Origin of the sequence: Cerasibacillus terrae (assembly GCF_008039555.1) — a bacterium.
Lineage (GTDB): Bacteria > Bacillota > Bacilli > Bacillales > Amphibacillaceae > Cerasibacillus > Cerasibacillus terrae.
Map to the genome: position 1 here is coordinate 391281 of NZ_VDUW01000001.1, position 26395 is coordinate 417675.

The window sequence follows — 26395 nt, forward strand, 5'->3', positions numbered from 1 at the left end:
GCCCCTGCAATACGCAGGGACTAAATGAATTTTTAATGAAATTCTTTTCTTTTTTTAAGTTTTGATAAATCATGTGTATGTTGATTCCTATATACTACATATCTTCTGTTTAAATATTTTAAGGGTAGACTAAACACATGAACTAATCTTGTAAAAGGCCATATCGCAAATAGGACAAATGCAGTAAATACATGCAATTGGAATCCAATCGGTGCATTTGCCATCAATTCTGGTGCAGGTTGAAATGTTAGTATTCCTCGCATCCATGGTCCAATTACAACACGATAGTCAAATTCCCCACCAGTTGCTGTATATCCAACTGTATTGGTAAATCCAATAAGAACAACTACTCCGAGAGTAACTAATGCAACATAATCACTAACAGAACTATTTTTTGCTATTCTCTTTATGGAAACACGCCGTAAAAAGAGCAAAAAACCTCCGACTACAACCGCAACCCCTGCTGCTCCACCAAACCATATAGCACCAAAATGATACATATCATCTGTTATTCCAAAAAAGTCAAATAGTGCTTTCGGAACTAATATACCAGCAACATGACCAAAGAATACAAAGATAATCCCGTAGTGGAATAAAGTACTACCAATTCGTAATCTTTTCTGTTCTAAAAATTGACTTGATTTAGCTGTCCACCCAAATTGATCTGTATTATAGCGATATATATGACCTAATACAAATATAGTGAGTGATATATAAGGAAAAACAAGCCAAAAAAAGATATCAAGATTGGACATATTTTCTCAATCCTTTTCATTAGGAGTAAATACATCTTAGGATGCATTTTTATTATTCATTATTTCAGAGGAAACATCGACAGTTGCTTTGATTAAAAAATGATATGGGCTCTTCTTTTCGGATAGTCGTTCTTCTAATTTCTTTATAGAATTCAAGTGTAATTTTAAGATACGTTTTGCATGTTTTTCATCAGCAATAGCTAGAAATTCTAAGATCAAGGGTAAATAATCTGGTAATTCATCAGATTCAATCATTAACTCAGATTCCTTGAAAAGTTGACGTAATTTTACTAACGCTTGTCCGCGTTCACGTGAATCTTTAAAAACATGATACGTCAGATTCAAACACGCAATTCCATGGAAATCAAATGTTTTCACATATTTCTCACATAATTCCCGAAAAGGAGTGGTCTCTAAGTAATGAATAAAAGAGTTTAAATAAGCATTTACACTTGAATCTTTCATTTTATTCATTTCTTGCTTTAATTCAGATAAATTGGTTATCCATTCTTTTTGTGGATATTGCAAAAAGCTAGATGCTAATTTATACACTTTTTGATGAGTCTTCATCCAATTCCCTCCAAAAACCACTTTCATAAAATTCCATTGGGTCAGCATCTCCTTGATTTCCACCCATACAACTGCGACATGCTTCCATAAAATCAAAACCTCCTGATCCTTGTTGTGCATACATGTCCCCTGCATCTTCTCTGTGTGATTTCGGGATGACATAACGATCATCATATTTAGCAATGGCAGACAATTTATACATTTCTTCTGCTATTTCCTCTGTCATCCCTGCCCTTTCTAAAATTGATTTGTCAAAAGGCTTGTCCAACTGAACAGAACGCATGTATGAACGCATTGCAACAAGCTTTTCTAATACATTTCGTATGACATCCGAATCTCCAGCTGCAAACATATTTGCTAAATAGTCAATGGGAATCCGAAACTGATTAATTGTTGGAAAAATGACATCTGGGCTTAAAGAATCTACCTGACCACCTAATGCATTCATAAATGGACTTAATGGAGGAATATACCAAACCATTGGCATTGTCCGATATTCAGGATGTAGTGGTAAAGCAATTTTTTGTTCAACAGCTAATTTATATACTGGAGAATGTTGGGCAGCTTCTATCCAATCATCCGGAATTCCTTGTTTACGCGCCTCTTTTTGAATTTCGGGATCAAAAGGATCTAAAAATGTTTCCAATTGGGCTTCATATAAATCTTTTTCATCCTCAACAGATGCTGCTTCTAATACTTTATCTGCATCATATAAGACAATCCCAATATAACGAATCCGACCGACACATGTTTCTGAACAAATTGTTGGCTGACCATTCTCAATCCGCGGAAAGCAAAATGTACACTTCTCTGCCTTATGTGTTTTCCAATTAAAGTAAACCTTTTTATATGGACAGCCCGTCATACAAAAACGCCAACTACGACATGTATCCTGATCCACTAAAACAATGCCATCCTCTTCTCTTTTATACATTGCCCCTGATGGACAAGATGAGACACACGATGGATTCTGACAGTGTTCACAAATACGTGGTAGATACATCATAAAGGTTTCTTCAAATTCAAATTTTATTTGCTCATCAAGATTTCTCATATTCGGATCACGTTTACCTGTCTCGTGAACACCTGCTAGATCATCTTCCCAATTCGGACCCCATGTAATATCCATGTATTCACCAGTTAATTGGGAAATCGGCCTTGCAACTGGTTGGTGGTCTTTTTCTGGACTATTTATCAAGTTTTCATAATCATATGTCCATGGCTCATAATATTCATCAATTTGAACTAAATTCTGGTTATAAAATATATTTAGTAATTTACTAACCCTTCCACCAGCACGAAGTTGTAGTTTTCCATCTTTTACATGCCAGCCACCTTTTCGTTCATCATTATTTTCCCATTCTCTTGGATAACCAACTCCCGGTTTAGTTTCCACATTATTCCAATACATATACTCTGTACCAGGGCGATTAGTCCACGTATTACTACATGTTACACTACATGTATGACACCCAATGCATTTGTCTAAATTCATCACCATGCCAAACTGTGCCTTAATCTTCAAGCCAATCCACCTCGTCTCTATCCATTTTGCGGATAACTACTTGTTCATCCCTCTGATTTCCAGTTGGTCCATAATAATTAAATCCATAACTAAGTTGTGCATAACCACCAATCATTTGTGTTGGTTTCACGTGAATACGTGTAGGACTATTAAATGTTCCTCCACGTGTCCCTGTGATTTTAGACCCTGGAACATTAATTAATCTGTCTTGCACGTGATACATATAAACAATTCCACTTGGTATCCTGTGACTAACAACAGCTCTTGCCACAACCACCCCATTACGGTTATACATTTCAATCCAATCATTATCTTCTATATGAACGGATTTAGCATCTTCATTATTTAACCAAACATGTGGTCCCCCTCTAAAGAAGGTTAACATAGGTAATGTGTCTCCATATGTAGAATGAAATGACCACTTAAAATGCGGTGTTAAATAACGTAAAGTAATTTCATTTTCAACAGGTTTTGGTTTTCGATCATTGTCATAAAAAGTTAATTTTTGTAAAGGTGGTTTGAAAGTCGGTAATTCTTCACCAAATTCAAACATTACATCATGATCCAGATAAAAAGATTGTCTTCCTGTAAGTGTTCGAAAAGGTATTTTATGTTCAATATTTGTTGTAAATGGTGAATATCGCCTATTTCCGGTTTCCGTTCCGCTAAATACAGGAGATGATAATACCTTCCTTGGTTGTGTTGTTATATCATGAAAAGAAAGATGTTCCTCAGCCCGTTCGATAACTAGTTTTTGCAAATCTTTCTGACCTGTTTTTTCTTCTAAGGCTTTCCAGGCCTTTTTTGCTAATGAACCATTTGTCGTACTTGACAGTGTTAAAATGGCTTCCGCTGCCTTACGATCCGTTTCTATACTAGGCATTTTCTTTTCTTTGTTAGTTCCCAATAATTTCTTTAATTTGTCATACTCTTCTTTCGCATGCCATCCGATACCTTTTGCACCAATTTGATCACGTACGTTTTCTCCTAATGTGACATATTTTTCATAGACTTGTGGATAATCACGCTCCACAACTTGAATGCGTGGAAAATTAACTCCAGGACGTGCTTCATATTCACCATGTTTCCAATCAGGAATTGTTCCATATGCCTGTGATGTTTCATCTTTTGTATCATGTAGTAATGGTGAAGTTACCACATCAGAAATAGGTTCAGGTAAATAGATTTCAGCCATTTTGGAAAATGTTTTCGCTAATGATTTAAAAGCATCCCAGTCTGATTTTGATTCCCACGGGGCAGCAATAGCTGGATTGAATGGATGTACAAATGGATGCATATCTGTACTTGATAAATCATATTTTTCATACCATGTTGCTGCAGGTAATACAATATCAGAATAGAGCCCTGTACCACTCATTCTAAAATCATAATTAATCAATAGATCCAGCTTTCCTTCTGGTACATCTTCAATCCACTTAATTTCATTTGTTTGTTGCTCGTTTTCTTGTTCACTTAATGTGCCTTCATGTGTTCCTAATAGATGTTTTAGAAAATATTCATGACCTTTCGCTGAACTTCCAATTAGATTCGCTCTCCACACAAATAGTATTTTAGGGAAGTTTTTTGAATCACTTGGATTATCAGCAGCAAATTCTAATTCTCCAGATTTTATTTGCTCAACAATCGTTTTTGCCGCCTCTTCACTTGTTTTTCCTTTTGCAATCTGTGTTGAGTTTTTATTAAACTGAGGATAGGATGGTAGCCAACCTAACCTTGACGCAAGCGAATTATAATCACCTAGATGTTGATAACGACTTTTCTTTGTTAATGGTGACGTTAAATTATCTACTTTTTGATCTTCATATCGCCACTGTTCGGTAGCAAAATAGAAAAAAGATGTACCAGCATGTAATCTAGGTGGACCTCCCCAATCTCTTGCCATTGCAATTGTTTGCCAACCTTCAAGTGGGCGCACTTTTTCTTGGCCAACATAGTGTGCCCAGCCACCACCATTTACCCCTTGACATCCAGTTAACAGAACCAAATTTAAGATGGTACGGTAGATCATATCGGAATGGTACCAATGATTAATTCCTGAACCCATGATAATCATGGACCGCCCATTGGAATCAATGGCATTCTGAGCAAATTCCCTTGCAATTTGGGCAACATCTTTTGCCGGAACATTAGTTAGTTTTTCTTGCCATGCAGGTGTAAATGGAGCATTTTCATCTTCATAAGTTATGACTTCTTCTCCGGGAATTCCTCGACTAATTCCACAGTTAGCCATTAACAAATCAAACACAGTAGTAATTCGTTGTTTTTTTCCATTAATTGTAATTGTTTTAACCGGGACTTTTCGTTTATAAATTCCCTTGTCTGTTGCCATGAATTCCGGGAATTCTACATCAACAATTTCATCCGCATCATCAACAAAGGATAATAATGGATCAATACCTTCTAAATTATTGTCTGTATCTTTTAAATGGAGATTCCATGTTTGATTCTCTTCCCATCGATGACCAATTGTCCCGTTAGGAGCTGCATATTTATCATTGTTTTTATCATAAACAACTGTTTTCCATTCAGCATTTGATATATCCATCCCAATGTTTTCAGCTCTGAGAAATTTCCCCGCGCGGTAATTATCCCCTTCCTGATCTAACATAATTAGGAAAGGTAGATCTGTATATCGTTTAACATAATCATTAAAGTATGGAGTCTCTTGATCGACATAGTATTCTTTTAAAATGACATGAGTCATCGCCATACCAAGTGCTGCATCCATTCCTGCTTCAACTGGTAACCATGTATCAGCAAATTTTACATATTCGGCATAATCAGGTGCGACAGCAACTACCTTCGTTCCTTTATAACGCGCTTCAACCATAAAATGAGAGTCGGGTGAACGTGTTTGTGGTAAATTAGATCCCCAAACAAGTAAATAGCTTGAATTATACCAATCAGAACTCTCCGGAACATCTGTTTGCTCTCCCCATACTTGAGGAGATGCTGGTGGTAAATCAGCATACCAATCATAAAAGCTGAGTAATGAACCACCTATTAAATTCAAAAATCTTGCTCCTGCTGCATAACTGACCATGGACATGGCAGGAATTGGAGAAAAACCAAAAATCCGGTCAGGTCCTTCCTTTTGAATCGTATGAATGATAGATGCAGAAATAAGTGTATTAATTTCATCCCATGTTGTCCTTACAAAACCACCTTTTCCGCGAGCCTTTTTATATGTTTCTGCCTTTTCAGGATTCTCGACAATACTTTTCCATGCTTTCACAGGGTCCTTTTGCTCGTTTAAAGCCTCAGACCATAATGATAATAATGTGGATCGAATATATGGATAACGTACTCGATGTGGACTATACGTATACCAAGAAAAACTGGCTCCTCTTGGGCAACCACGAGGCTCGTATTCGGGCATGTCTGGACCTGTTGTAGGATAATCTGTTTGTTGTGTTTCCCATGCAATAATGCCATCCTTTACATGGACTTTCCAACTGCATGAACCTGTGCAATTGACACCATGTGTTGTACGAACCACTTTATCATGCTGCCATCTTCTTCGATACACCTTCTCCCAATCACGACTAAGAGGAGAACGTTCATATTGTTCATTCAATTTTTCTGCCTTCCCGAAATAGGATAAACGTCTCCAAAATGGTGTAGATGATTGTTTCATTTGGCACCTCCAAAAAAGTAAAGGAATCTCTTATACTTTAAATACACATTTTTAGATAAACATCTACTACTCATGATATAAATCTATTTTCTAGTATTGGCAAATTGAGGTTATTCAATACATTTCTCTGTTTATTATTTCATCTTAGGAATTGTTTTATTGATCAACGAATAGTGCCAAATTTCACTTGAAATGGGAGTAATTCACGTAAAAAAACACCCACTTTATAAAGTGGGTGCTTAAAAAATTCGAATTAACGATTTTCGAAGAACTTCCTATTTAATTCAATATATTCGCTTTCCTCTTCGGGAACTTCATCCTCAATAAAAATAGCTTCCACTGGACATACAGCTTCGCATGCTCCACAATCTATACAAATATCTGGGTCGATGTAAAACATGTCTTCGCCCTCTTCTATACAATCAACAGGACAAACTTCAACACATTCGGCCGCTTTTTCTGTTTTACAAGGTGATGTAATAACAAATGCCAACTGCCTCTCCTCCTTCGGTGCCTACAACATCGTACTGTAATATATAGTTCATATGAATATTTTCATACTAATTTTACATAATAACTTTAATTGTTTCAAGAAAAGTTACCATTAGATTGTTCCTCATTTGATCATTCATTCGTCAATTCTTCAAAGTACTCTTTACGAAATCCAGCAATACGATCACTGTTATCTATGATAAAATAAAATTCCTCTGTTTCATTTTTAACATCATAGACTTTTCCAGGGGTTAATTTACGATGAACAATAAATTTTGTTGCATCTGCATGGATGCATTTTATTTGTTTAATTGTTGGGCTTGTCTCCCATTTTAAATGTATCATTAAAAGACCACTCCTTTATCAACTGTTCATTATTCTGTGAAAATATATAAATATTTTTCATAACCTTCTTTTCTCATTTGATCTTTTGGAATAAAACGCATTGCAGCCGAATTCATACAATAGCGTAAACCACCATGTTCTTTCGGCCCATCCGGAAAAACATGACCAAGATGTGCGTCTGATTCTTTACTTCTTACTTCTGTACGAATCATTCCATGTGTTGTATCTAGTCGTTCTGTGACATGATAGGGATCAACTGGTTTTGTGAAGCTTGGCCAACCACAACCAGCATCAAATTTTTCTTTAGAAGAAAATAAAACTTTTCCAGAGATAAGATCAACGTAAATTCCTTCTTCTTCATTATCCCAATATTCATTTTTAAATGGTGGTTCTGTTCCATTTTCTTGTGTTACATAGTATTCCATTGGCTTTAATTGTTTCCTTCGATCTTCTGTATTATTTTTCTCCCAATGACGCTTTATGAAATCCTCTCTACCAGAACCTTTTTTATACAATTTATAATGAAATGCCTGTTTTTTATAATAATCTTGATGCCCTTCCTCCGCTTTATAAAAAGGTTGGGCTGGAAGTATTTTTGTTCTAATTGATTTGGAAAATTTACCACTTTTTTCAAGCTTTTCTTTCGATTGTTCTGCGATTCGTTTCTGTTCTTCATTGTGATAAAAAATAGCCGTCTGATACGGCTCTCCCCGATCATTAAATTGCCCTGTTGCATCTGTAGGGTCAATCTGTTGCCAGAAGGTTTGAACAAGTTCTTCATAAGGCATCTTTGTTGGGTCAAACGTGATTTGAACAGCTTCTACATGTCCTGTTGTTTGTGAAGCAACTTGTTCATAACTAGGATTTTCAACATGTCCTCCTGTATAACCAGAAATGACTTCATACACTCCAGGTCTTTTATCAAATGGTTCAACCATACACCAGAAACAACCACCAGCAAATGTTGCTACTTCTCGATTCGTCATCTTTTTCTATCCCTCCAAGTTTCATATAAATAGCTTTGGTGTAGAGATTCCTGTTTTCCTTTTTTCATGTATTTGTTCTTCTTTCGATGTTGTAGTCGCCTTAGGAGTTTTAGTAGTTGATATAGTTGCATTATCTGTTGATTCTATTTCTCCAGTAGTGTCTTCCACATTTTCTATTTCCTTAAAGGCTTTCACCATCTTAATCATTGCCGGAATATTTTTAACCATTGGTCCATATTGCTTAACTAATGGTGCTGTCGTTTCAACTACTTTTAAAACTTGTTGAATATTTGTGATCACATTTGAGACATTATTCGGGTTCGTCAGTAAAGAATTGCCACTAGAAAAAGGAAGGAAGCGTTTTAATTGTGTCATTATATTATTAGTTGGCCGAGGTTGTAAGTTTTGCGTTCTTAAAGGTGTATAATAAGACTTATGATGTGGCGAAGGTGGAAACATCATGTTAATCCCCCATTTCAAAAAAATTATCTAGTCTATTATACGCCATGCCTAAAAATGAGTGTAGGCTATTTCATTCAAGGTAGGAAATGAGAATATTATTTCCCCGGCAAGCGCAAAATACAACAATTTCCATAGCAATTTTAGTAAGTATCCTGTCCTTTAGCATTCCTAATTGTCTATTTATGAATTTATTTGTAACATTATTTGTTATTCATTCGGAAATATTTATATTTAAATGTTATCGTACCATAATATTATTGGTAATGAAAAGCTCTGGTAGCACCAGAGCTTTTCATTCTTCTTTATAAACCTGCCATAGCTCATCAAAGACATGAACAGCATTTACAAATGGACTAAATTGTTCGATATACTCACTAATTTCATTGTATGTCACAGCGTGTTTCGGAAAATCATGTTCATGAAAAACCCAATCCGCTAATCGGCTCTCATCATCTGGTTGTAGTTTACCCCGATAAGTTAAAATAAATTGATAAAATGTACGCATTCCATCACCCTTATTTAAATGGTATCATTTTCCATAAATGCTGCATGTTTTTTCTGTTTTTTACGAAATACAACACTTGATAATTGGATACTTATTTCATATATCACAATTAATGGAATAGCTACTACGATTTGTAATACAAAATCTGGTGGTGTAACAGCAGCACCAACAATAACCATAATAAAGTAGGCATACTTTCTTGTTTTTTTCATAAATTCAGGAGTTAGTATTCCGAGTTGTGTTAAAAACATGGCCATAATTGGAATTTCAAAAAAGATGGCAAATGGCAAACTTACCCGAAATACAAAACGGAAATAATTATCAACTGTAAATATTTCTGTAAACATCCCATCATTTAATGAAAGTAGGAATGGTAAGATTAACTTGACAAACATAAAATACCCAAAAACAAGACCACCAATAAATAAAATGAAAATAACTGGGATATACATGAGTGATGCTTTTCTTTCTTTAGAAGTTAGCCCAGGTTTAATAAATAACCATAATTGTAAACTAAAAACAGGCACTGTACCAACAAGCGCAATAACCCCAGCCAATGTGAAATATATCCAAATTATTTCACCTGGACTTGTTACTGCTAATGTAAAAGGGATATCCTGTTCAAAGAAATGATAAATATCTTTTATATACACAAATCCTAATATGAAAAATGCAAGAAAAAAAAGAGCTGTAACAATTAACCGATTGCGTAATTCGGAAAGATGACCTGTTACATTCATCTCCTTCTCTTCAGCGGATTGTTTTTCCTTTTTCACCAAACTCACTCCTATTATGTAAGCAGAAAAGAAGATGTAAGGTTTATCTCCCTACACCTTCCCCATTAAAATGCATGTACATTTCATTTTGTATCTTTTGCTGCTTTCTTAAATTCTTTTAATGTTGTACCTAGTGATTTCCCAATTTCCGGTAACTTCGAAGGTCCAAAAATGATTAAGGCAATAAATAAAATCAAAAACAATCCTGGAAATCCAATATTACTTAGCATGGCCCCTCACCCCAAAATGAAATTATTTATTGTCATTAACAATATCTTTTGCTTCATTAATTTCATCTTTTACATCGCTTGTTAAATCACTGGTTGATTTTTTAAATTCCTTTAATGTTTGACCAGCTGCTTTTCCTATTTCAGGAAGTTTTGATGGACCGAAAATAATTAATGCAATAATTAAAATCAAAATCAAACCTGGAAAACCGATACTTGATAGCATATCTATGCACCCTTTTTATTAATGATTAAATTTTGAAATTACATATAATATTTAACGTTTCTTCTTGAAACCATCTTTAGTTTATCATGATTCATGATATCTGTACAAGTTTAAAACGACTTTGCTTTCTCATATGCATCAGGATCATTCATATTAAAGAAATGTTTGGCAAGTACTTTATCTGGGATATAGTCGAAATCATCAACATATTTCACATCAATATTGTTTACAAAATCTTTGACCCGTAATTTGTTCTGCTCTATTTGTCTTTGTATATTTGGTAAAACTTTTTTTCGGTAAATTCCAGATAATGGATGAATTTGACCATTATAAACAGGAATAACAGCATCTTTGTCGCCTATTTGCTTAAGTAAATAACGGTAAATACTACTACTTATAAACGGCGTGTCACAAGGACTAAAAACAAAAATAGATGCATCAATATGATAAAATGCTGTTTCTATTCCTGCTAATGGTCCTTTTTCTTTATATCGATCTCTAATCAATGGGATTTGTAAAAATTGATATATGACTGGTTCATTTGTTACAAGATAGACATGACAACTTATATCATGTAATTCATTTATTATTTTCTCTATTACTGTTTTATTATTTAATAGTAATAAAGATTTATTCGTTCCCATTCTTGATGACTTGCCACCAGATAATGCCACACAACAAACATCCATCACTCTCACCCATCTAGACGATCATATTGGAGAAAATAATAATCATAATCATTATTCTCATCTCTTGGACCTTTTGTTTTTTCTGTCAATGTCCATTCTTTCTTATCGAATGTTGGAAAAAATGTGTCCCCAGTAAATTCCTCATCAATACATGTAATATACATACGGTGGGCATGGGGTAGTATTTGTTTATAAATGGACCCACCACCAATCACAAAAAATTCATCTTCTGGACGATTCTCATGCCACTTTATAATAGTATCAAAATCATCAATTATATCTACATTCGATGGAAGATTTATTGTCTTATTTCTTGTAAGTACAACATTTTTTCGTTTGGGTAACGCTCTCCCGATGGATTCAAATGTTTTTCTTCCCATAATAATAGTATGGTTCATAGTTGTTTCTTTAAAATGCTTTAAATCTTTTGGTAAATGCCACGGCATTTGATTATTGGAGCCAATGACATGATTTTTCCCCATTGCAACAATAAGCGATATCATATTATATTCACCTTCCTAGACTGCTACTGGTGCCTTAATGGCTGGATGTGGATGATAGCCTTCTAACTTAAAATCATCTACATCAAATTCAAATATATCTTTTTCCGTATTACTTATTTGAAGTTGTGGTAATTCTCTTGGTTCCCGAGCAAGTTGGATTTTTATTTGGTCTAAATGATTTATATAAAGATGCGTGTCACCGAATGTATGTACAAATTCCCCAACCTCAAGTCCACATTCATTAGCAACTATGTGAGTAAGTAATGCGTAACTCGCAATATTAAACGGTACACCTAAGAAAAGATCCGCACTACGTTGATATAATTGACAAGATAGTTTTCCATCAACTACATAGAATTGAAATAATGTATGACATGGCGGTAATGCCATATGTGGAATGTCCTCTGGGTTCCAGGCAGAAACAATATGTCTACGGGAGTTTGGGTTTGTTTTTATAGATTGTATCACATTCTTCAACTGGTCAATGGTACCTTGCTGGCTTGTCTGCCATTTTCGCCACTGTTTACCATAGACAAATCCGAGATCACCGTAGGATTTTGCAAAATCCAAGTCATCAAGTATCCGTTGTTTAAAAATCTCCATCTGTTCCTCATATTGTTGTTTAAATTTTTCATCCTGTTGACTACGGTTCCCAAAATCAGTCATGTCTGGTCCTTTGTAATCTTTACTTTCTATCCAGTTTTTAAAAGCCCATTCATTCCAAATATTATTATTATGTTCCAATAAATAGCGGATATTTGTGTCTCCTTTAATAAACCATAATAGTTCACTTATAATTAATCGAAAAGGTACCCGCTTTGTAGTTAATAACGGAAACCCCTTACTTAAATCAAAGCGAATTTGATGACCAAAAGATGATAAGGTCCCAGTATTCGTACGGTCAGATTTTTTTATGCCATTTTGAAGCACATGATGACATAAATCCAAGTATGCTTGTTCACCATATTGCATATATATACCTCCACAGATTTCTACTTCTCTTATATTTTTAAAATAACCAACACTCATTATACATGTAATAAGTTCAGTTGTAATCTATATGTTCTATTGTAATGTAAACGTAAAACATAATATATTTATAATCCCCATAAATTTGAACTAAAGGCACATGATGAAAGGGGACCATAAAAATGAATGAAACGTTAAAACATGCAGTGAAACATTCATTCATGTATGGAATGATCTTAAGTCAGCCGTTTGCTGCTCAGCCAGATACTTTATATGATCTACTAAGGGAAAATGAAACCCTTCAATACGGGGAACATAGTAAGCTAGTTTCCACCTTACAATTAAAACTTAAAAAATTATCATACTATGAAGATAATGTGGATGGTGACTTTGGCATCTTAACAGAACATGCATTAAAGCAATTTCAAAAAGAAAATAACATTTCAATCACAGGTCATACTGATACCGAGACATTATTTTCAATCATTCGAGCGGAAAGAAGACAAAACTTAAAAAAAATAGAACAGTTATCCGAAAAAATTTACCCGGGATTAACAAGTGAAAATGTTAAATTAACACAGGAAATTCTTCAATATTTCGGGTATTATGCTGGAGAAGCAGATGGAATTTACGGTCCACTAACCGCTCAAGCGATAAAAGTTGCGGAAGAAGAACATAATATTACATTAGAAAATGAAGTTCCACAACAACCTTTGAAAAAGGTGCATGCTGATAATGAAAAGAAGGCAACAAAAAAGGAAGAGAAAATAAATAATGAACACCAATTAAAGGTGAAGGAAAAACAAGACAAAGAAGAAAATGAAAATAAAACAAAAACTGTTCCCACAGATCCAGCGCCATCCACAGATGTCATCCAGACAGCACGAGCTCAAATTGGTACTCCTTATAAATGGGGTGGAACATCTCCTGGTGGTTTTGATTGTAGTGGATTCCTTCAGTTTGTCTACCAAGCAGAAGATATTCAAATTCCAAGGACTGTTTCAGATATTTGGAATTACGGAACCCCTGTTGAGCAACCATCTGTTGGAGATCTTATATTTTTTGAAACATATAAACCAGGTCCGTCTCATGCAGGAATATATCTAGGTGATGGAAAGTTTATTCATGCCGGTGAATCACGTGGAGTGGAAATAAGTGAGATGGATAATCCCTATTGGAGTCCAAAATATTTAGGGGCAAAACGAATAGAGAACTAACCCCCTAACAGTAACCTACCCTAATAGTGATGTAAGCAATCATATGATTGCTTACATCATTTCACATATTCCATTCCTTAAAGAATTGATCTAAAAATACCTCCATAAATTGATGACGTTCTTCTGCTATATGTCTAGCACTCTTTGTATGAAGGGATGATTTTAAATGTAACAACTTGTCATAAAAGTGTTGTATACTCGTTTCTTTCGGTTGTGCTGGATGATAAATTCCTTGTCCCTTTGCACCGCCATAAGCAAATGTCCGAGCAATTCCAATTGCACCAATCGCATCTAATCTGTCGGCATCTTGAACTATTTTCCCTTCGATTGTTTTCGGCTGTTTCCCTTTACTATAAGATACATCTTGGATGGCTAGTTTAATTTTTTTAATATCCTCATCTTTTATGTGAATAGATAATAAAAATTCCTCCATCCGATCCAACGCAAGCTTTGGATTAGAGAAAAGTTTTATATCGCCAACATCATGTAACCATGCTGCAGCTTGGCAAATAAAAAGGTCTGCTCCTTCTTGTTGTGCCATTATTTTAGCCATTTTCATAACCCGCAATAAATGATAGTAGTCATGTCCAGTACTGTCCTTATGAAATAAATTATATACATAGTTTTCTACAGCTTCTAGTTGCTTGCCTTGGTCGTACATTAGAATAACCCAACTACTTTACCGTCATTTGTTACATCCATTTTAAATGCGGCAGGTTTCTTTGGCAAACCGGGCATCGTTAACATTTCTCCAGTTAAGACTACGATAAACCCCGCACCAATAGATGGTCTTAGTTCACGAATCGTAATAACAAATCCTTCTGGTTTTCCTAGTAATGTGGGATCATCAGATAATGAATATTGTGTTTTAGCCATACAGATAGGTAACTGTCCCCATCCTTGTTCTTCGAAATATGCTAATTGTTTTTTCGCTTTGTTTGATAATTCAATATTACTTGCACCATAAACGACTTGGGCTATTTTTCTTATTTTCTTTTCCAATGACATATCAAGAGGATACAAATGTTCGAACTTATGTTGATTCGTTTCAATTTTATGCACTATTTTTTCGGCTAGTTCGATTCCACCCTCTCCTCCTTTAGCCCAAACGTCTGTTAAAGCAACATCTACTTTTCTTTCTTCACACCATTTTTCGATATAATTAATCTCATCTATTGTATCGGTCGGAAATTTATTAATAGAAACTACATAAGGGAGTCCAAACTTTTCAATTGTTTCAATATGTTTTTCCAAGTTTTCCATACCCTTTTTCAATGCATGCACATTTTCTTTTGTTAATCCACTTTTTTCTACTCCGCCATGCATTTTTAAAGCACGAATAGTTGCCACAATAATAACTGCATCAGGATCAAATTTTGCCGCTCTTGCTTTAATATTTAAAAACTTCTCGGCGCCAAGGTCTGCTCCAAACCCTGCTTCTGTAATGACATAATCCCCTAACTTAGCAGCTGTTTTAGTTGCCATAATACTATTACATCCATGTGCAATATTAGCAAATGGGCCACCATGAATAATTGCTGGTGTATTCTCTGTTGTCTGTACTAAATTTGGTTTAAAAGCATCTTTTAATAAAAGGGTTAACGCACCTTCTACTTTTAAATCCTTTACAGTTACAGGTTCTTCATTATATGTATATCCAATCACTATTTGTGAAATTCTTTCTTTTAAATCAGATAAACTGTTTGCCAAACACAAAATGGCCATAATTTCGGAAGCAACCGTAATATTAAATCCATCTTCACGGGGTATTCCTTGGGATGGTCCGCCCAACCCAATTACAATTTCTCTTAGTGCTCTGTCATTCATATCTAAGACACGTTTCCATTCTATTTTCCGAGGATCAATTTGTAATTTATTTCCTCGATGAATATGATTATCAATTATTGCTGAAAGTGCATTATTGGCTGTTGTAATAGCATGAATATCCCCAGTAAAATGTAAATTAATATCTTCCATCGGTAATACTTGTGAATATCCCCCACCAGCTGCCCCGCCTTTTAATCCCATCACAGGTCCTAATGATGGTTCACGTAAAGCAATGACTGCTTTTTTTCCTATTTTATTTAATGCTTGACCTAAGCCTACAGTAACAGTAGATTTCCCTTCTCCCGCCGGAGTTGGGTTAATAGATGTCACAAGAACGATTTTACCATCTTGTCTATCGGACAAACGATCTACTAATTGATCTGATAATTTTGCTTTTGTATTCCCATATGGTTCCCAATCTTCTTTTTGTAGACCTAATGATTTGGCAATTTCAGAAATTGGTTTTAGCGTAGCTTCTTGAGCAATTTGTATATCTGTTTTCATTTAATCCCAATCCTTTCGATAATTAAAGTGCATAAAAGTAATATGGCACTTCTATTATATAATGATACCATTTTAAATCCTAGAATTTACCTAAACTGGTGATATTAAGGCGTGTTCATTGACGAAGCGGATAAAATAAGTTATAGTGAAAATAAGCAAAGAAGATATTTTAAAGATTAAATAGTACAATCTTTTATACTTTAGATTTATACTTCTTCTTTGTATTAACACGTTCCACGTGAAGTTTTTAGGAGGATTATTTACATGGAAAATGGAGTAGTAAAATGGTTCAATGCAGAAAAAGGTTACGGTTTTATTCAAGTAGAAGAAGGAAATGATGTTTTCGTACATTATTCCGCTATCCAAGAAGAGGGATTCAAATCATTAGAAGAAGGTCAGGAAGTAACTTTCGAAATCGTTGAAGGTGAACGCGGCCCACAAGCAGCAAATGTTGTAAAAAAATAAAGAACTAGCATATATAAAGCGGTAATCCTATATAGATTACCGCTTTTTTGTTATTATTTCGATAACATTGACAATGCTTCCGTTTCTTTCGGAATTCTAATTTTAAGCAAAATCAAATGCAAAATTGGAAAAACAAATGTTGTAACATACGCTCCAAATAGAAGAGGTATAACAAATAACTCCATACCTACAATAATGTAATTAGGGTGGTCCACATATTTATAAGGACCTTTTTTAATAAGTGCAACCCTTGGTAAAACGATTATTTTTGTATTCCAAAATCTCCCTAAAGAAACAATACACCATATCCGTAATGTCTGTAGTACGATAAAGAGGCTTAATAAAAAGTAATTCAAACTGTGATCCATTCTATTTTGAAGACTCACTTCTAAAAAGATTGAAATGAAAAATAAAGAATGAACAATTAAAAACCATTTATAATGTTCTTTCCCTGTTTCAATCCCTCCCCTTTCCTTCATCCACTTTTCATTCCTTTTTGCAATTTTAAGTTCCAGTAAACGTTGTCCAATGATAAATAATAAAAGTAGCCACATCCATGTTGTCATCTTATCTCCACTCCAATAATAATAATTCTGAACTAAAACCAGGGCCTAATGCAGACAAGATACTTTGATCACAAGTAGAGCAATCCCTTTCTTTGTCTTTCATCCACTCTTTTAAAATATACAAGACAGTTGGTGATGACATATTTCCATGATTTTTCAGGACTTGATAAGAATGATAAAACTTTGATGTTGGGATAGAACAAGCTTCTTCCATCGCTTCAAGCACCTTCTTTCCACCGGGATGTGCGATAAAGGAATGAATATCGTCTCTTTTTATATCTAATAACTGTAAAAAACCTTCTAGATGGGGTTTCCATAGTGAGTGGATAAGTGATGGAATACTTTTAGAAAACACAACTTCAAGTCCATTTTCATTTACATTCCATCCCATAATTGACTCTGTATCCTTTTTGGTAAAGGAACTTGCGTTTTTAATCATAGGTTTTTGATTCCTATTTAAACGTTTAACTAATGGAGAGTGCTCTCCTATAACGAGAGCTGCACCTACACCATCGCCAAAAAGTGCAGTACCTACGATATTTCGTTTCTTTTTGTCCTCTTTCTGGAAAGTTAAACTGCATAACTCACAACAAATGAGTAAAACTGTCTCATCCTTATATGTAGAAGTCCAATCAGATGCACGAGCTAGGCCACTCGCTCCTCCTGCACATCCCAATCCCCATATAGGTAAACGATGGATGTCCTCTCTAAAGGGACGTTTATTCATGATACGTGCATCCATTGACGGTGTAGAAATACCTGTACTTGATACAAAGATAATCATATCTATTTCTTCATAAGCGATTTTCTCGTTTAAAAAATTTTCATTCGTTAAACAATGATCAATAGCTTGTAAAGAATAATCCAGTGCATACTTTATATACAATTCATTTCTCTTAGAAAAATCCCAATCCTGATGAAACCAATCAGTTGAAACAACAAATTGTCTATTTTCAATTGCAGCATTATCAAAAATAGGTAATAAACGCTCTATCATTCTTTCTTTTTTAAAAAGTTGTTTTACCAATTGCTTAACAGTTGTTTGATTGATCTCAAAAGAGGGAATACCCAATCCAACAGAACCAATAATCGACATATTCTCACCTTTTTAAAACATAGCCTACCCTTTTTTTCAAATATTATCCTTAAAGTATTCACATTTTCTTCACATTCTTTTTAAACTTATTGGTTAGAAAACTTGGTTAATCATGCTTAAGAGACTATTTTGAACAAAGTATGACATATCTATTTATACCTTAAGTTATCAAGTTTTATTTTGTATGATAAGAATGAAGACAATATTACTGTGAGGGAGTTGAAAACATGGCATCCGAAACAAAGAAAAAACACGACAATAAAAAAGAGCCAAATTTAAAAGGGACATTGGCCTCTGTTATGTTTGTTCTAGCATTTATTGTTGTTAGTTGGTTTTGGGTATTTGGAATTTTTGTAACAAGATAAACAGAGACAAGGGAGTGAACGATTATGCATTTACACAAGTATGAAAAGATTTGGTTGGTCTTTGGTATTGGATCTTTAATCTTATTTATGGTTATTTTAGGTTATGGAGCATTTTGGAAAGGTACTCACCCACAAAGTCACGGTCAAATTATTGATCCAAACAACGTGGAAGCCTATGATGCTTTTAAACCTGAAAACTTAGGAGTTACAAAAGTAGATGAAGGACGTTATGTAGTTAATATCGTGGCATCTGCATTTAATTATGACTTTGGAGTAGACGATGAAGGAAATGCTCTGAAACACCTCAGAATCCCAAAAGGTTCTAATGTTTTATTCCAAATCACTTCACCTGACGTTGTACATGGCTTTAATGTCGCCGGGACAAATGTCAATATGATGGTTGAACCAGGTTATGTAAGTAAAATGGAAACCGTTTTAGATACACCTGGTGAATATACAATTGTATGTAACGAATACTGTGGTGTTGGTCACCACTTAATGTTTGGTACGCTGGAGGTGTATGAATAATGGGTTTAGCAAAAGCAGAAACTACTGAAAAACAAGAGATTGGTGCATATCCAATCGCTGATAAAAGTAAGAAATTATATATGTCTTTTATGTATGTTACATTTGGATCCCTTCTAATCGGTGGATTAATGGGATTATTACAAACGTTGGTAAGATCAGGGAAAATTACTTTACCTTGGGGAATAGGCTACTATCAAATTCTTACTGTCCATGGTGTTATTTTAGCACTTGTTATGACAACATTTTTCATCATTGGATTCCAATTTACACTGATGGAAAAATCAGTTGGTATGTCGGATAAACAACGTAAACTTGGCTGGTTAAGTTTCTGGGTAATGTTAATCGGAACTATTATAGCGGCAACTATTGTTTTATTAGGTAAAGCAAGTGTCCTATACACTTTCTATGCTCCATTAAAAGGTCATCCATTATTTTATATTGGTCTTGCTCTAGTGATTATAGGTTCCTGGATAGCAGCTTTTGTGAACTGGCACCAGGTTGCTGTTTGGAAAAAGAAGCATCCAGGTGAAAAAACACCATTACCAGCATTTATGGTAACAATCAATATGATTATGTGGTTTATTGCATCACTTGGTGTAGCAGTTGCAGTACTAGTTCAATTTATTCCATGGTCTTTAGGTTATGCGTCAACAATTAACGTATTATTAAGTAGAACATTATTCTGGTATTTCGGTCACCCATTAGTTTATTTCTGGCTACTACCAGCTTATATGACATGGTATGTTATTATTCCAAAAATTATTGGTGGAAAAATATTTAGTGACGCGTTAGCAAGAATGTCATTTGTTTTACTATTATTCTTTTCCATTCCAGTAGGTTTCCACCACCAGTTAACAGAACCTGGTATTCATCCTACATGGAAGTTTATTCAAGTTGCATTGACAATGATGGTTGTTATACCAACATTAATGACTGCATTCTCTATGTTTGCTACATTTGAAATAACTGGTCGTAAAAAAGGCGCAACTGGGATGTTCGGTTGGCTGAAGAAATTACCTTGGAAAGACGTTCGTTTCTTAGCTCCATTCATTGGAATGGTAGGATTTATCCCTGGTGGTGCAGGTGGAATTATCAACGCATCACACCAATTAAATACAGTTGTTCATAATACCATTTGGGTTACTGGACACTTCCATTTAACAGTTGCATTCGTTGTAATTTTAACATTCTTCGGTGTTACATACTGGTTAGTACCACACTTGACTGGTAGAAAATTAACACCTCAATTAAATAAATTAGGAATTATTCAATCCATTGTATGGTCAACAGGTATGCTTATTATGTCAACCTCCATGCATATTCAAGGATTAAAAGGAGGACCACGTCGTTCTGAGTTCTCCGAATATGGTGGAACAGCACAAGCACAAGAATGGATTGGTTATCAATTAGCACAAGCAGTAGGTGGAACAATTCTCTTTATTGCGATCCTATTAATGATTTACATTTTCGTTAAAATGGCATTTTTCGCTCCAAAAGGAGAAACTGCTTATCCATTAGCACAAGAAGAGCCAGATGCAGATCCTACTCCAGCATGGTTTGACAACTGGAAAATGTGGGTTGGAATCACAGTAGCATTAATCTTGTTTGCTTACTCTATTCCAGTATTTGATTTGCTTCAAAACTCACCTCCTGGCTCACCGCCATTTGCGTGGCCAATAGGTAATCAATAAAAAAATAAAAGCAGGGAAAATTCCCTGCTTTTTATTTTTTACCAAAATATTGATAGTAATTTGTCTCTATAAAGCCATTAAATAGTTTTCTTTTCTTCGTTGCTTTACTACCATAAGTTTTCTCGAAATTCTTAAATGCAGTTAAAACATAAACACTCCAAGTTTGATGGTCTTTCATGATTTGTCCTAAAGCTTGATAGACTGTTGCAACTTCTTTTTCTTCTCCTATCCGTTGTCCATATGGTGGGTTTGTAACAATATATCCATTGTTATCACGTATATTTAGGTCTTTTACTTGCATTTGTTTCCATGTAATTATTTCACCGAGACCTGCTTCTAGACTATTTTGTTTTGCGATATCAATCATTTTGTGGTCAATATCCGAGCCGATGATTTGTAAATCTTGATCATAATTTGCTAAATCCTCAGCTTCTTCAAAGGCCTTTTCCCAACTGTTTTTCGGTAAAAAATCCCATGATTCGGATGCAAATGAACGGTTGAAACCTGGGGCTATATTTTGTCCAATGAATGCCGCTTCAATAGGTATTGTTCCAGAACCGCAAAAAGGGTCGATTAACAACTTATCAGGAGTCCAATTTGTTAGCAATAATAATGCAGCAGCAAGCGTTTCTTTTAAAGGTGCCTCTCCTTGTCCAACACGATAGCCCCTCTTATGCAGTCCTGTTCCAGATGTATCTATTGTAAGTGATGCAATATCTTTTCGTAGAGCAACTTCTATCTTATATAAAGAGCCTGTTTCAGGCATCATTTTTGATACAACACCATATTTAAGTCGTAATCTCTCAACAATAGCCTTCTTCACGATTGCTTGACAATCTGATACACTGAACAATTTTGACTTCACGGACTTTCCTGAAACTGGAAATTCACCATCTTCACTGATAAAGTTTTCCCATGGTAAGCCTTTTGTCTCTTCAAATAGTTCATCAAATGTAACTGCTTTAAACTCCCCTACTAATATTTTTAAACGATCAGCAGATCTTAACCATAAATTACAACGAGGGATTGCTGACATGGGAGCTTGAAAAAGAACTCTACCATTTTCTATTTTTGGTTCATATCCAAGTTCTTTTATTTCTCTTCCGACGATAGCTTCAAGTCCCATTGCGGCAGTTGCTATTAAAGTAATTTGTTGTTTCATATATGTATTCCTTTCTTTTATACTTACCCATAGTTTACCACATCTATTCTAATCCAAACAAAAAACCTATTTATGAAAGATACCTTCATAAATAGGTTTTTTCATGTTCATTTAGACGTGTTAAATACTTGATAAGCCATGTTCTGTACCTTTGTACTACAAACGGTAGTCAACCTCGTACCAGGGTCGTAATCATTTATCTACAAGTATACGCTTGTCTCTTTTTCGGTTGAGTTCCCTAATCAAGAATGCCCCTACCAATATTTGGGTTGCTCACTCGCGGGGTTTACCTCGTTCCACCTGATTTGTTTCCAAACCAGCTTCGTCACTGTGGCACTTTCAAACATATTCATCCGTATCTACAAGGACTTAGGATTTTCTGTTGCCGTTATTACCCTGACTTATGATTTCGTCAGGCACGAACACTACAAACATCTCAGTTTGTGTGAGCATGGACTTTCCTCTACACATATTTAAATGCATAGCGATTACGTAAGTATCCAACATGAACATATACTTAGTATAGCATATTTTCTTTTGTTTTTCACTGGAAATAATTTGATTGTTTTTGTTTATACTTATTCTTCTTTTAATTGACCACCAAATACAGCTTTTTCTAAATTAGATAATCGTTTTAAAACATCATAATTAACTTGACTTGGTTGTGTAACTTGGTTCGGCTTTATCATTCTCTTATTATTCTTTAATTGATTAATTTCTTGATGTAGCTTACTTATCTCTTGTTGAAATAGCTGATAATCTTGAATAATAATATCTAGAAATTTGTCTACCTCATCTTGATTATATCCTCTCATCGAAACTTTAAAATCCTTTTCAAGAATATCTTTACCTGTCAATTGAATTTTATCTTTGTCCATGTCTTCACCCCGCACTTAAACTTTCCTCTTTTTTAGGTTATGTCCGGAATTGTGTGTAAAATGATAACTTTATAATGGTTATCGCTACAGAAATATACTCCGCTTTCCGCGGGCGGCTGCTGAGCCTCCTCGAGCTACGCTCTCGGGGGTCTTAAGCGAGACCTTTTTTCCCGCAGGAGTCTACGTATATTTCTTTCGCTCATGTTACTTGGTCCATTTAATATTTACACAATTATTCGGACATGACCCTTTTTTTGCTTCAGGTTTTATAATCATATCCTAATAAACATATTTAGATATGCGCTGTGTAAACGATAGGTATGATTCATTTAGTTTTAATCCTGACTGAATCAAGCTCTCTTTACCATTCTATTATGTCTGTTTACAATTATGTTCTATATTCATTATACCATTAAAAAGAAAGCTCTATAAGTCATTTAATTTTCTAAATCGACAGGCTGAAAAGAAAATGGTAAAAGTTCTTCCATGATTACTATTTTTATTTTATCATTCAAATTGGATAAATATATCGGCATACTAGAATGAAAGAATTCACTCATTACTTGACGACAAGCCCCACACGGTGGTACAGGTCGATTTGTATCTGCAATAACAGCCATTTCAAGAAAATCAGTTTCACCAACTGAAATAGCTTTAAAAATTGCAACACGCTCTGCACAACATGTTAATGGATAGGAAGCATTTTCAATATTACACCCAGTATAAATATTACCAGATTTACTTTTTAATGCTGCACCTACGGGAAATTTAGAGTAAGGGACATATGCTTTATCTCGAGCCTTTCTTGCTAGGTCTATTAAATCTTTATTTGCCATATTATCTTCCCCTTCTACCGTATAGCTTGTTCCATTTCACGAACAACTTGGTCAAATACATATTGAATCGATTGATTTAATTCCATGTATCGTCTTTTTCTGACATCATGATAGTAACTATGCATTAAAACTAACTCCATATTTTCCTTTGTAGATGTGATTTGTTGTGGATATAATGTAATATTTCTCTTCTTTCCTTGTACTAATGCTTCTTCTTCCCATTGATTTAGAAGTTCAAAGATTGGGCCTGTTTTGTCTTTCACTTCTAAAAAAAATTGTTTATCCCTACTATTTTCTGGTTGTTTATTTGTTGAATATAAAATTTTCAATTGTTCTAAATGATCATTTAATAGCTTTGTTAATATAAGTAAACTCATCGTGTAAATCGCTCCAATTATACAAAGACCTTTACTTTACTTTAACATGTTTAAGGTGCGGATGATACTTTTTTAAATTTTACAAGGCGTTCATTTTTCTAAATGGCTCATGCTTTGTCTTAAACTATCTAGTTCATTTGTAACTTCGTAATAATAATCTTCTAAAGAGCGATTCACTTGTAAAGATACTTTTTGTTCTAGTACATATAATTGGATTTCCATTTGTTTTAATTCTTTTTTAAAATATTGTTTCGATACACCACCATGTTTTCTATCATTTTCTTTCAATGCAATCCCCATTTTATACACCTACCCTTTTTATTTCACTTATATAATTTATACGCTATCTTATTCCCTTTCCCTGCATGTTCGACAAAACTAGAATCAATCTAGCAATTAATTTATTATTCTGTGATTTAATCCAATCTTTTTGACAATTTTTATTAATGTTTCTAAATATAGATTTCTTCAGATTTATGATTATTTAAAACAATAGCTTTATTAATAACAAAAGGATTTTAATGACGAACAAGCAAACCTATCCATTAGATTTAAACCTGCGATATCGGTCAAACAACTTCCGCTTCCAATAAAACGAGGAACTAATTTCTTTTGGATTTCGAATGATAACTGGACTTTTCCATTTTGGTTTCATTTTTTCTTTAGTATACCAATCTTCTTGTTTTACATTTCTATGGTTTATAAATGGATATGCACTGCGTAATGCCATCGCTTTAGGCAAAGGATTATTTAAAAATTGTTCATAATCATAACGGGATCCGGTATGGGGAATTGTTTTTGTAAATTCTTTTATATCTGGATAAATGGAGGGATGAAAAAGAAGCGATGCAATTTCCTTACCCATTTGAATTCGATTTTTTAATTTCGTAAATCCCTTTACATGTTTTCCGTATATATTTCCACTCTTGGTTGGTATAATAACCGCATTCATCCAAAATATATTTTGTAAAAAATATGGCAATCCTTGAAATACATTCGTTTTATAAAATGGATGTTGAATAACGGCATTTTCTATAACATTTTGCTCATTAATAATCAAAGAAATAACCAATCTTGTTTTATTATTACTTTTCCAAAAATATTTCCATTCTAATTGCATAAATTTAGAGATATGGAATTCTTCTAATAAAAAAAATAATGGTTGTCTTAATTTTTTTGACAAAGCATAAATAAGTAATTGAGGGTAGGCATCTAAAAAAATAAGCCAATTTGCTCTTTCATAAGTCATAAATAACTGCCATCTTTCTCTTTCGCCTAATAAGCTTTCAAACATAGGTAATTTTAAATCAGTCATATTCCATCCAGCATTTCGTGACACAAGACTTGCAACAAATGCCCATTCTATTTCTGGATGTTCTTGAAAATAATAATAATATGCTTTTGTGCGAGATATATTATCGAAATTATGGTCTTGTGTCTGTTTTGATATATAATGGAGGTAGTCATTTGTTTTTCGTGTTTGTTTCATCTTACATCCTACTTTCTGTGATAAATACTAACGTTTTTGTTAATTATTGATATAAAATATTATCAAATGATGATTTTTTTGGTATGATACTTTCATACATTAGGAGGAATACGATGAATTACCCAAACGGAATGCGAAAAAGAGTGAAAAAGAAACCAAAGTCTTCCACGAAAATTGCATATTCCAATCGAGGAATGTCACTTGAAGAAGATATTAATGTGACGAATTCCTATTATTTAGAAACTAATCGAGCAGTGATTCATAAAAAACCAACACCAATACAAATTGTCAATGTAAATTATCCTAAAAGGAGTGCAGCTGTTATTACTGAAGCATATTTCAAACAAGCTTCAACAACAGATTACAATGGTATTTATCAGGGAAAGCATATCGACTTTGAAGCAAAAGAAACGAAAAACAAAACATCCTTTCCTTTAGCAAATATTCATGAACATCAAATAAGGCATATGAATGCAATTTTAAAACATGGGGGTATTAGTTTTTTTATTATTCGTTTCAAAGAGCATGACGAAACATATTTATATCCTGGAGAAAAAATAGTTTATTTTTGGGAGCAACAAAATAATGATGGACGTAAGTCAGTCCCATATACTAGTATTCAGAAGGACGGCGTTTTAATTCCTTTTAAATATCAAGCAAGAATTGATTACTTATCTGTAGTCGATCAACTGTATTTTTAAATATC

General features: G+C 34.2%; 31 protein-coding genes and 1 other RNA gene. 6 read left to right on the forward strand and 26 right to left on the reverse strand.

Annotated features, from left to right (window positions below):
• Window positions 1–32: 32 nt before the first annotated feature.
• The 15 genes from narI to FHP05_RS02000 all read right to left on the reverse strand — a co-directional run bounded on the left by narI (window position 33) and on the right by FHP05_RS02000 (window position 12691).
• Window positions 33–755: a respiratory nitrate reductase subunit gamma gene (narI, locus tag FHP05_RS01930; RefSeq protein WP_147665540.1), complete on the reverse strand. Its 723-nt coding sequence runs from the start codon at window positions 753–755 to the stop codon at window positions 33–35.
• 36 nt (window positions 756–791) lie between these two features.
• Window positions 792–1325, reverse strand: a complete 534-nt coding sequence (gene narJ / locus FHP05_RS01935; protein ID WP_191126200.1) for a nitrate reductase molybdenum cofactor assembly chaperone — start codon at window positions 1323–1325, stop codon at window positions 792–794.
• On the reverse strand, window positions 1300–2850 hold the full coding sequence (gene narH, locus FHP05_RS01940) for a nitrate reductase subunit beta (RefSeq protein WP_147665542.1): 1551 nt from the start codon (window positions 2848–2850) through the stop codon (window positions 1300–1302). The genes narJ and narH overlap by 26 nt, the downstream gene beginning before the upstream one ends.
• Window positions 2840–6508: a nitrate reductase subunit alpha gene (locus FHP05_RS01945; RefSeq protein ID WP_147665543.1), complete on the reverse strand. Its 3669-nt coding sequence runs from the start codon at window positions 6506–6508 to the stop codon at window positions 2840–2842. Before FHP05_RS01945 ends, narH begins: the two co-directional genes overlap by 11 nt.
• Window positions 6509–6761: 253 nt before the next feature.
• Window positions 6762–7001 (reverse strand): indolepyruvate ferredoxin oxidoreductase subunit alpha, encoded by a 240-nt coding sequence (locus tag FHP05_RS01950; RefSeq protein WP_147665544.1) that lies wholly within the window; start codon window positions 6999–7001, stop codon window positions 6762–6764.
• A 131-nt stretch (window positions 7002–7132) separates the two neighbouring features.
• Window positions 7133–7345: a DUF6501 family protein gene (locus FHP05_RS01955; protein WP_147665545.1), complete on the reverse strand. Its 213-nt coding sequence runs from the start codon at window positions 7343–7345 to the stop codon at window positions 7133–7135.
• A gap of 29 nt (window positions 7346–7374) precedes the next feature.
• Complete coding sequence (msrB, locus tag FHP05_RS01960) at window positions 7375–8331, reverse strand: peptide-methionine (R)-S-oxide reductase MsrB (RefSeq protein WP_147665546.1); 957 nt, start codon at window positions 8329–8331, stop codon at window positions 7375–7377.
• Window positions 8332–8352: 21 nt separating this feature from the next.
• Entirely contained in the window at window positions 8353–8793 is a 441-nt protein-coding gene (gene vrrA, locus FHP05_RS01965; protein WP_147665547.1) for a VrrA/YqfQ family protein, read from the reverse strand.
• Window positions 8794–9085: 292 nt separating this feature from the next.
• Window positions 9086–9298 carry a YozE family protein gene (locus tag FHP05_RS01970; RefSeq protein WP_147665548.1) on the reverse strand — a complete coding sequence of 71 codons (213 nt, stop codon included), beginning with the start codon at window positions 9296–9298 and terminating at the stop codon, window positions 9086–9088.
• A gap of 14 nt (window positions 9299–9312) precedes the next feature.
• The gene (gene tatC / locus FHP05_RS01975) at window positions 9313–10038 is read right to left on the reverse strand and encodes a twin-arginine translocase subunit TatC (protein ID WP_147665854.1); all 726 of its coding nucleotides are present in this window, start codon (window positions 10036–10038) and stop codon (window positions 9313–9315) included.
• Window positions 10039–10157: 119 nt separating this feature from the next.
• Window positions 10158–10304 carry a twin-arginine translocase TatA/TatE family subunit gene (locus tag FHP05_RS01980; RefSeq protein ID WP_147665549.1) on the reverse strand — a complete coding sequence of 49 codons (147 nt, stop codon included), beginning with the start codon at window positions 10302–10304 and terminating at the stop codon, window positions 10158–10160.
• Between the two features lie 22 nt (window positions 10305–10326).
• Complete coding sequence (gene tatA, locus FHP05_RS01985) at window positions 10327–10527, reverse strand: twin-arginine translocase TatA/TatE family subunit (RefSeq protein ID WP_147665550.1); 201 nt, start codon at window positions 10525–10527, stop codon at window positions 10327–10329.
• Between the two features lie 110 nt (window positions 10528–10637).
• Window positions 10638–11216 (reverse strand): molybdenum cofactor guanylyltransferase, encoded by a 579-nt coding sequence (gene mobA / locus FHP05_RS01990; RefSeq protein ID WP_147665551.1) that lies wholly within the window; start codon window positions 11214–11216, stop codon window positions 10638–10640.
• 5 nt (window positions 11217–11221) lie between these two features.
• Complete coding sequence (locus FHP05_RS01995) at window positions 11222–11719, reverse strand: dihydrofolate reductase (protein WP_147665552.1); 498 nt, start codon at window positions 11717–11719, stop codon at window positions 11222–11224.
• Between the two features lie 15 nt (window positions 11720–11734).
• Window positions 11735–12691, reverse strand: a complete 957-nt coding sequence (locus FHP05_RS02000; RefSeq protein ID WP_147665553.1) for a thymidylate synthase — start codon at window positions 12689–12691, stop codon at window positions 11735–11737.
• 179 nt (window positions 12692–12870) lie between these two features.
• Here FHP05_RS02000 and FHP05_RS02005 point away from each other — a divergent pair, with 179 nt between their 5' ends.
• Window positions 12871–13905: a C40 family peptidase gene (locus FHP05_RS02005; protein ID WP_147665554.1), complete on the forward strand. Its 1035-nt coding sequence runs from the start codon at window positions 12871–12873 to the stop codon at window positions 13903–13905.
• Between the two features lie 61 nt (window positions 13906–13966).
• On the opposite strand, the gene FHP05_RS02010 is transcribed toward FHP05_RS02005, so the two are convergent.
• Both FHP05_RS02010 and FHP05_RS02015 read right to left on the reverse strand, forming a co-directional pair.
• On the reverse strand, window positions 13967–14566 hold the full coding sequence (locus FHP05_RS02010; protein ID WP_147665555.1) for an HD domain-containing protein: 600 nt from the start codon (window positions 14564–14566) through the stop codon (window positions 13967–13969).
• Window positions 14566–16236 carry a formate--tetrahydrofolate ligase gene (locus FHP05_RS02015; protein WP_147665556.1) on the reverse strand — a complete coding sequence of 557 codons (1671 nt, stop codon included), beginning with the start codon at window positions 16234–16236 and terminating at the stop codon, window positions 14566–14568. The genes FHP05_RS02010 and FHP05_RS02015 overlap by 1 nt, the downstream gene beginning before the upstream one ends.
• A 264-nt stretch (window positions 16237–16500) precedes the next feature.
• On the opposite strand from FHP05_RS02015, the gene FHP05_RS02020 reads away from it, so the two are divergent.
• Complete coding sequence (locus FHP05_RS02020; protein WP_147665557.1) at window positions 16501–16701, forward strand: cold-shock protein; 201 nt, start codon at window positions 16501–16503, stop codon at window positions 16699–16701.
• Between the two features lie 53 nt (window positions 16702–16754).
• Here the strand turns inward: FHP05_RS02020 and FHP05_RS02025 are convergent, their stop codons facing one another.
• Together FHP05_RS02025 and FHP05_RS02030 are read right to left on the reverse strand one after the other, a co-directional pair.
• Window positions 16755–17267, reverse strand: a complete 513-nt coding sequence (locus tag FHP05_RS02025; protein WP_147665558.1) for an isoprenylcysteine carboxyl methyltransferase family protein — start codon at window positions 17265–17267, stop codon at window positions 16755–16757.
• Between the two features lies 1 nt (window position 17268).
• Complete coding sequence (locus tag FHP05_RS02030) at window positions 17269–18363, reverse strand: type III polyketide synthase (protein ID WP_147665559.1); 1095 nt, start codon at window positions 18361–18363, stop codon at window positions 17269–17271.
• Between the two features lie 227 nt (window positions 18364–18590).
• Here FHP05_RS02030 and FHP05_RS02035 point away from each other — a divergent pair, with 227 nt between their 5' ends.
• From FHP05_RS02035 to FHP05_RS02045, 3 genes are read left to right on the forward strand one after another with little or no spacing between them, the layout of a single operon-like run.
• Window positions 18591–18728 carry a cytochrome c oxidase subunit 2A gene (locus FHP05_RS02035; protein ID WP_147665560.1) on the forward strand — a complete coding sequence of 46 codons (138 nt, stop codon included), beginning with the start codon at window positions 18591–18593 and terminating at the stop codon, window positions 18726–18728.
• Between the two features lie 24 nt (window positions 18729–18752).
• Window positions 18753–19256, forward strand: a complete 504-nt coding sequence (locus FHP05_RS02040; RefSeq protein WP_147665561.1) for a cytochrome c oxidase subunit II — start codon at window positions 18753–18755, stop codon at window positions 19254–19256.
• Window positions 19256–20947 carry a b(o/a)3-type cytochrome-c oxidase subunit 1 gene (locus FHP05_RS02045; RefSeq protein ID WP_147665562.1) on the forward strand — a complete coding sequence of 564 codons (1692 nt, stop codon included), beginning with the start codon at window positions 19256–19258 and terminating at the stop codon, window positions 20945–20947. Before FHP05_RS02040 ends, FHP05_RS02045 begins: the two co-directional genes overlap by 1 nt.
• 31 nt (window positions 20948–20978) lie before the next feature.
• On the opposite strand, the gene FHP05_RS02050 is transcribed toward FHP05_RS02045, so the two are convergent.
• The 7 genes from FHP05_RS02050 to FHP05_RS02080 form a co-directional block, all read right to left on the reverse strand.
• The gene (locus FHP05_RS02050; RefSeq protein ID WP_147665563.1) at window positions 20979–22109 is read right to left on the reverse strand and encodes a THUMP domain-containing class I SAM-dependent RNA methyltransferase; all 1131 of its coding nucleotides are present in this window, start codon (window positions 22107–22109) and stop codon (window positions 20979–20981) included.
• Between the two features lie 127 nt (window positions 22110–22236).
• An RNA gene (rnpB, locus tag FHP05_RS02055) (RNase P RNA component class B) lies at window positions 22237–22609 on the reverse strand.
• Between the two features lie 78 nt (window positions 22610–22687).
• Complete coding sequence (gene gpsB / locus FHP05_RS02060) at window positions 22688–22987, reverse strand: cell division regulator GpsB (protein ID WP_147665564.1); 300 nt, start codon at window positions 22985–22987, stop codon at window positions 22688–22690.
• Window positions 22988–23424: 437 nt separating this feature from the next.
• Entirely contained in the window at window positions 23425–23823 is a 399-nt protein-coding gene (locus FHP05_RS02065; protein WP_147665565.1) for a cytidine deaminase, read from the reverse strand.
• Window positions 23824–23837: 14 nt separating this feature from the next.
• Window positions 23838–24200 (reverse strand): DUF1798 family protein, encoded by a 363-nt coding sequence (locus FHP05_RS02070; RefSeq protein ID WP_147665566.1) that lies wholly within the window; start codon window positions 24198–24200, stop codon window positions 23838–23840.
• 90 nt (window positions 24201–24290) lie between these two features.
• On the reverse strand, window positions 24291–24500 hold the full coding sequence (locus FHP05_RS02075; protein ID WP_147665567.1) for a hypothetical protein: 210 nt from the start codon (window positions 24498–24500) through the stop codon (window positions 24291–24293).
• 238 nt (window positions 24501–24738) lie between these two features.
• On the reverse strand, window positions 24739–25689 hold the full coding sequence (locus tag FHP05_RS02080) for a DUF2515 family protein (RefSeq protein ID WP_147665568.1): 951 nt from the start codon (window positions 25687–25689) through the stop codon (window positions 24739–24741).
• 113 nt (window positions 25690–25802) lie between these two features.
• Here FHP05_RS02080 and recU point away from each other — a divergent pair, with 113 nt between their 5' ends.
• Complete coding sequence (recU, locus tag FHP05_RS02085; RefSeq protein WP_147665569.1) at window positions 25803–26390, forward strand: Holliday junction resolvase RecU; 588 nt, start codon at window positions 25803–25805, stop codon at window positions 26388–26390.
• Window positions 26391–26395 lie beyond the last annotated feature (5 nt).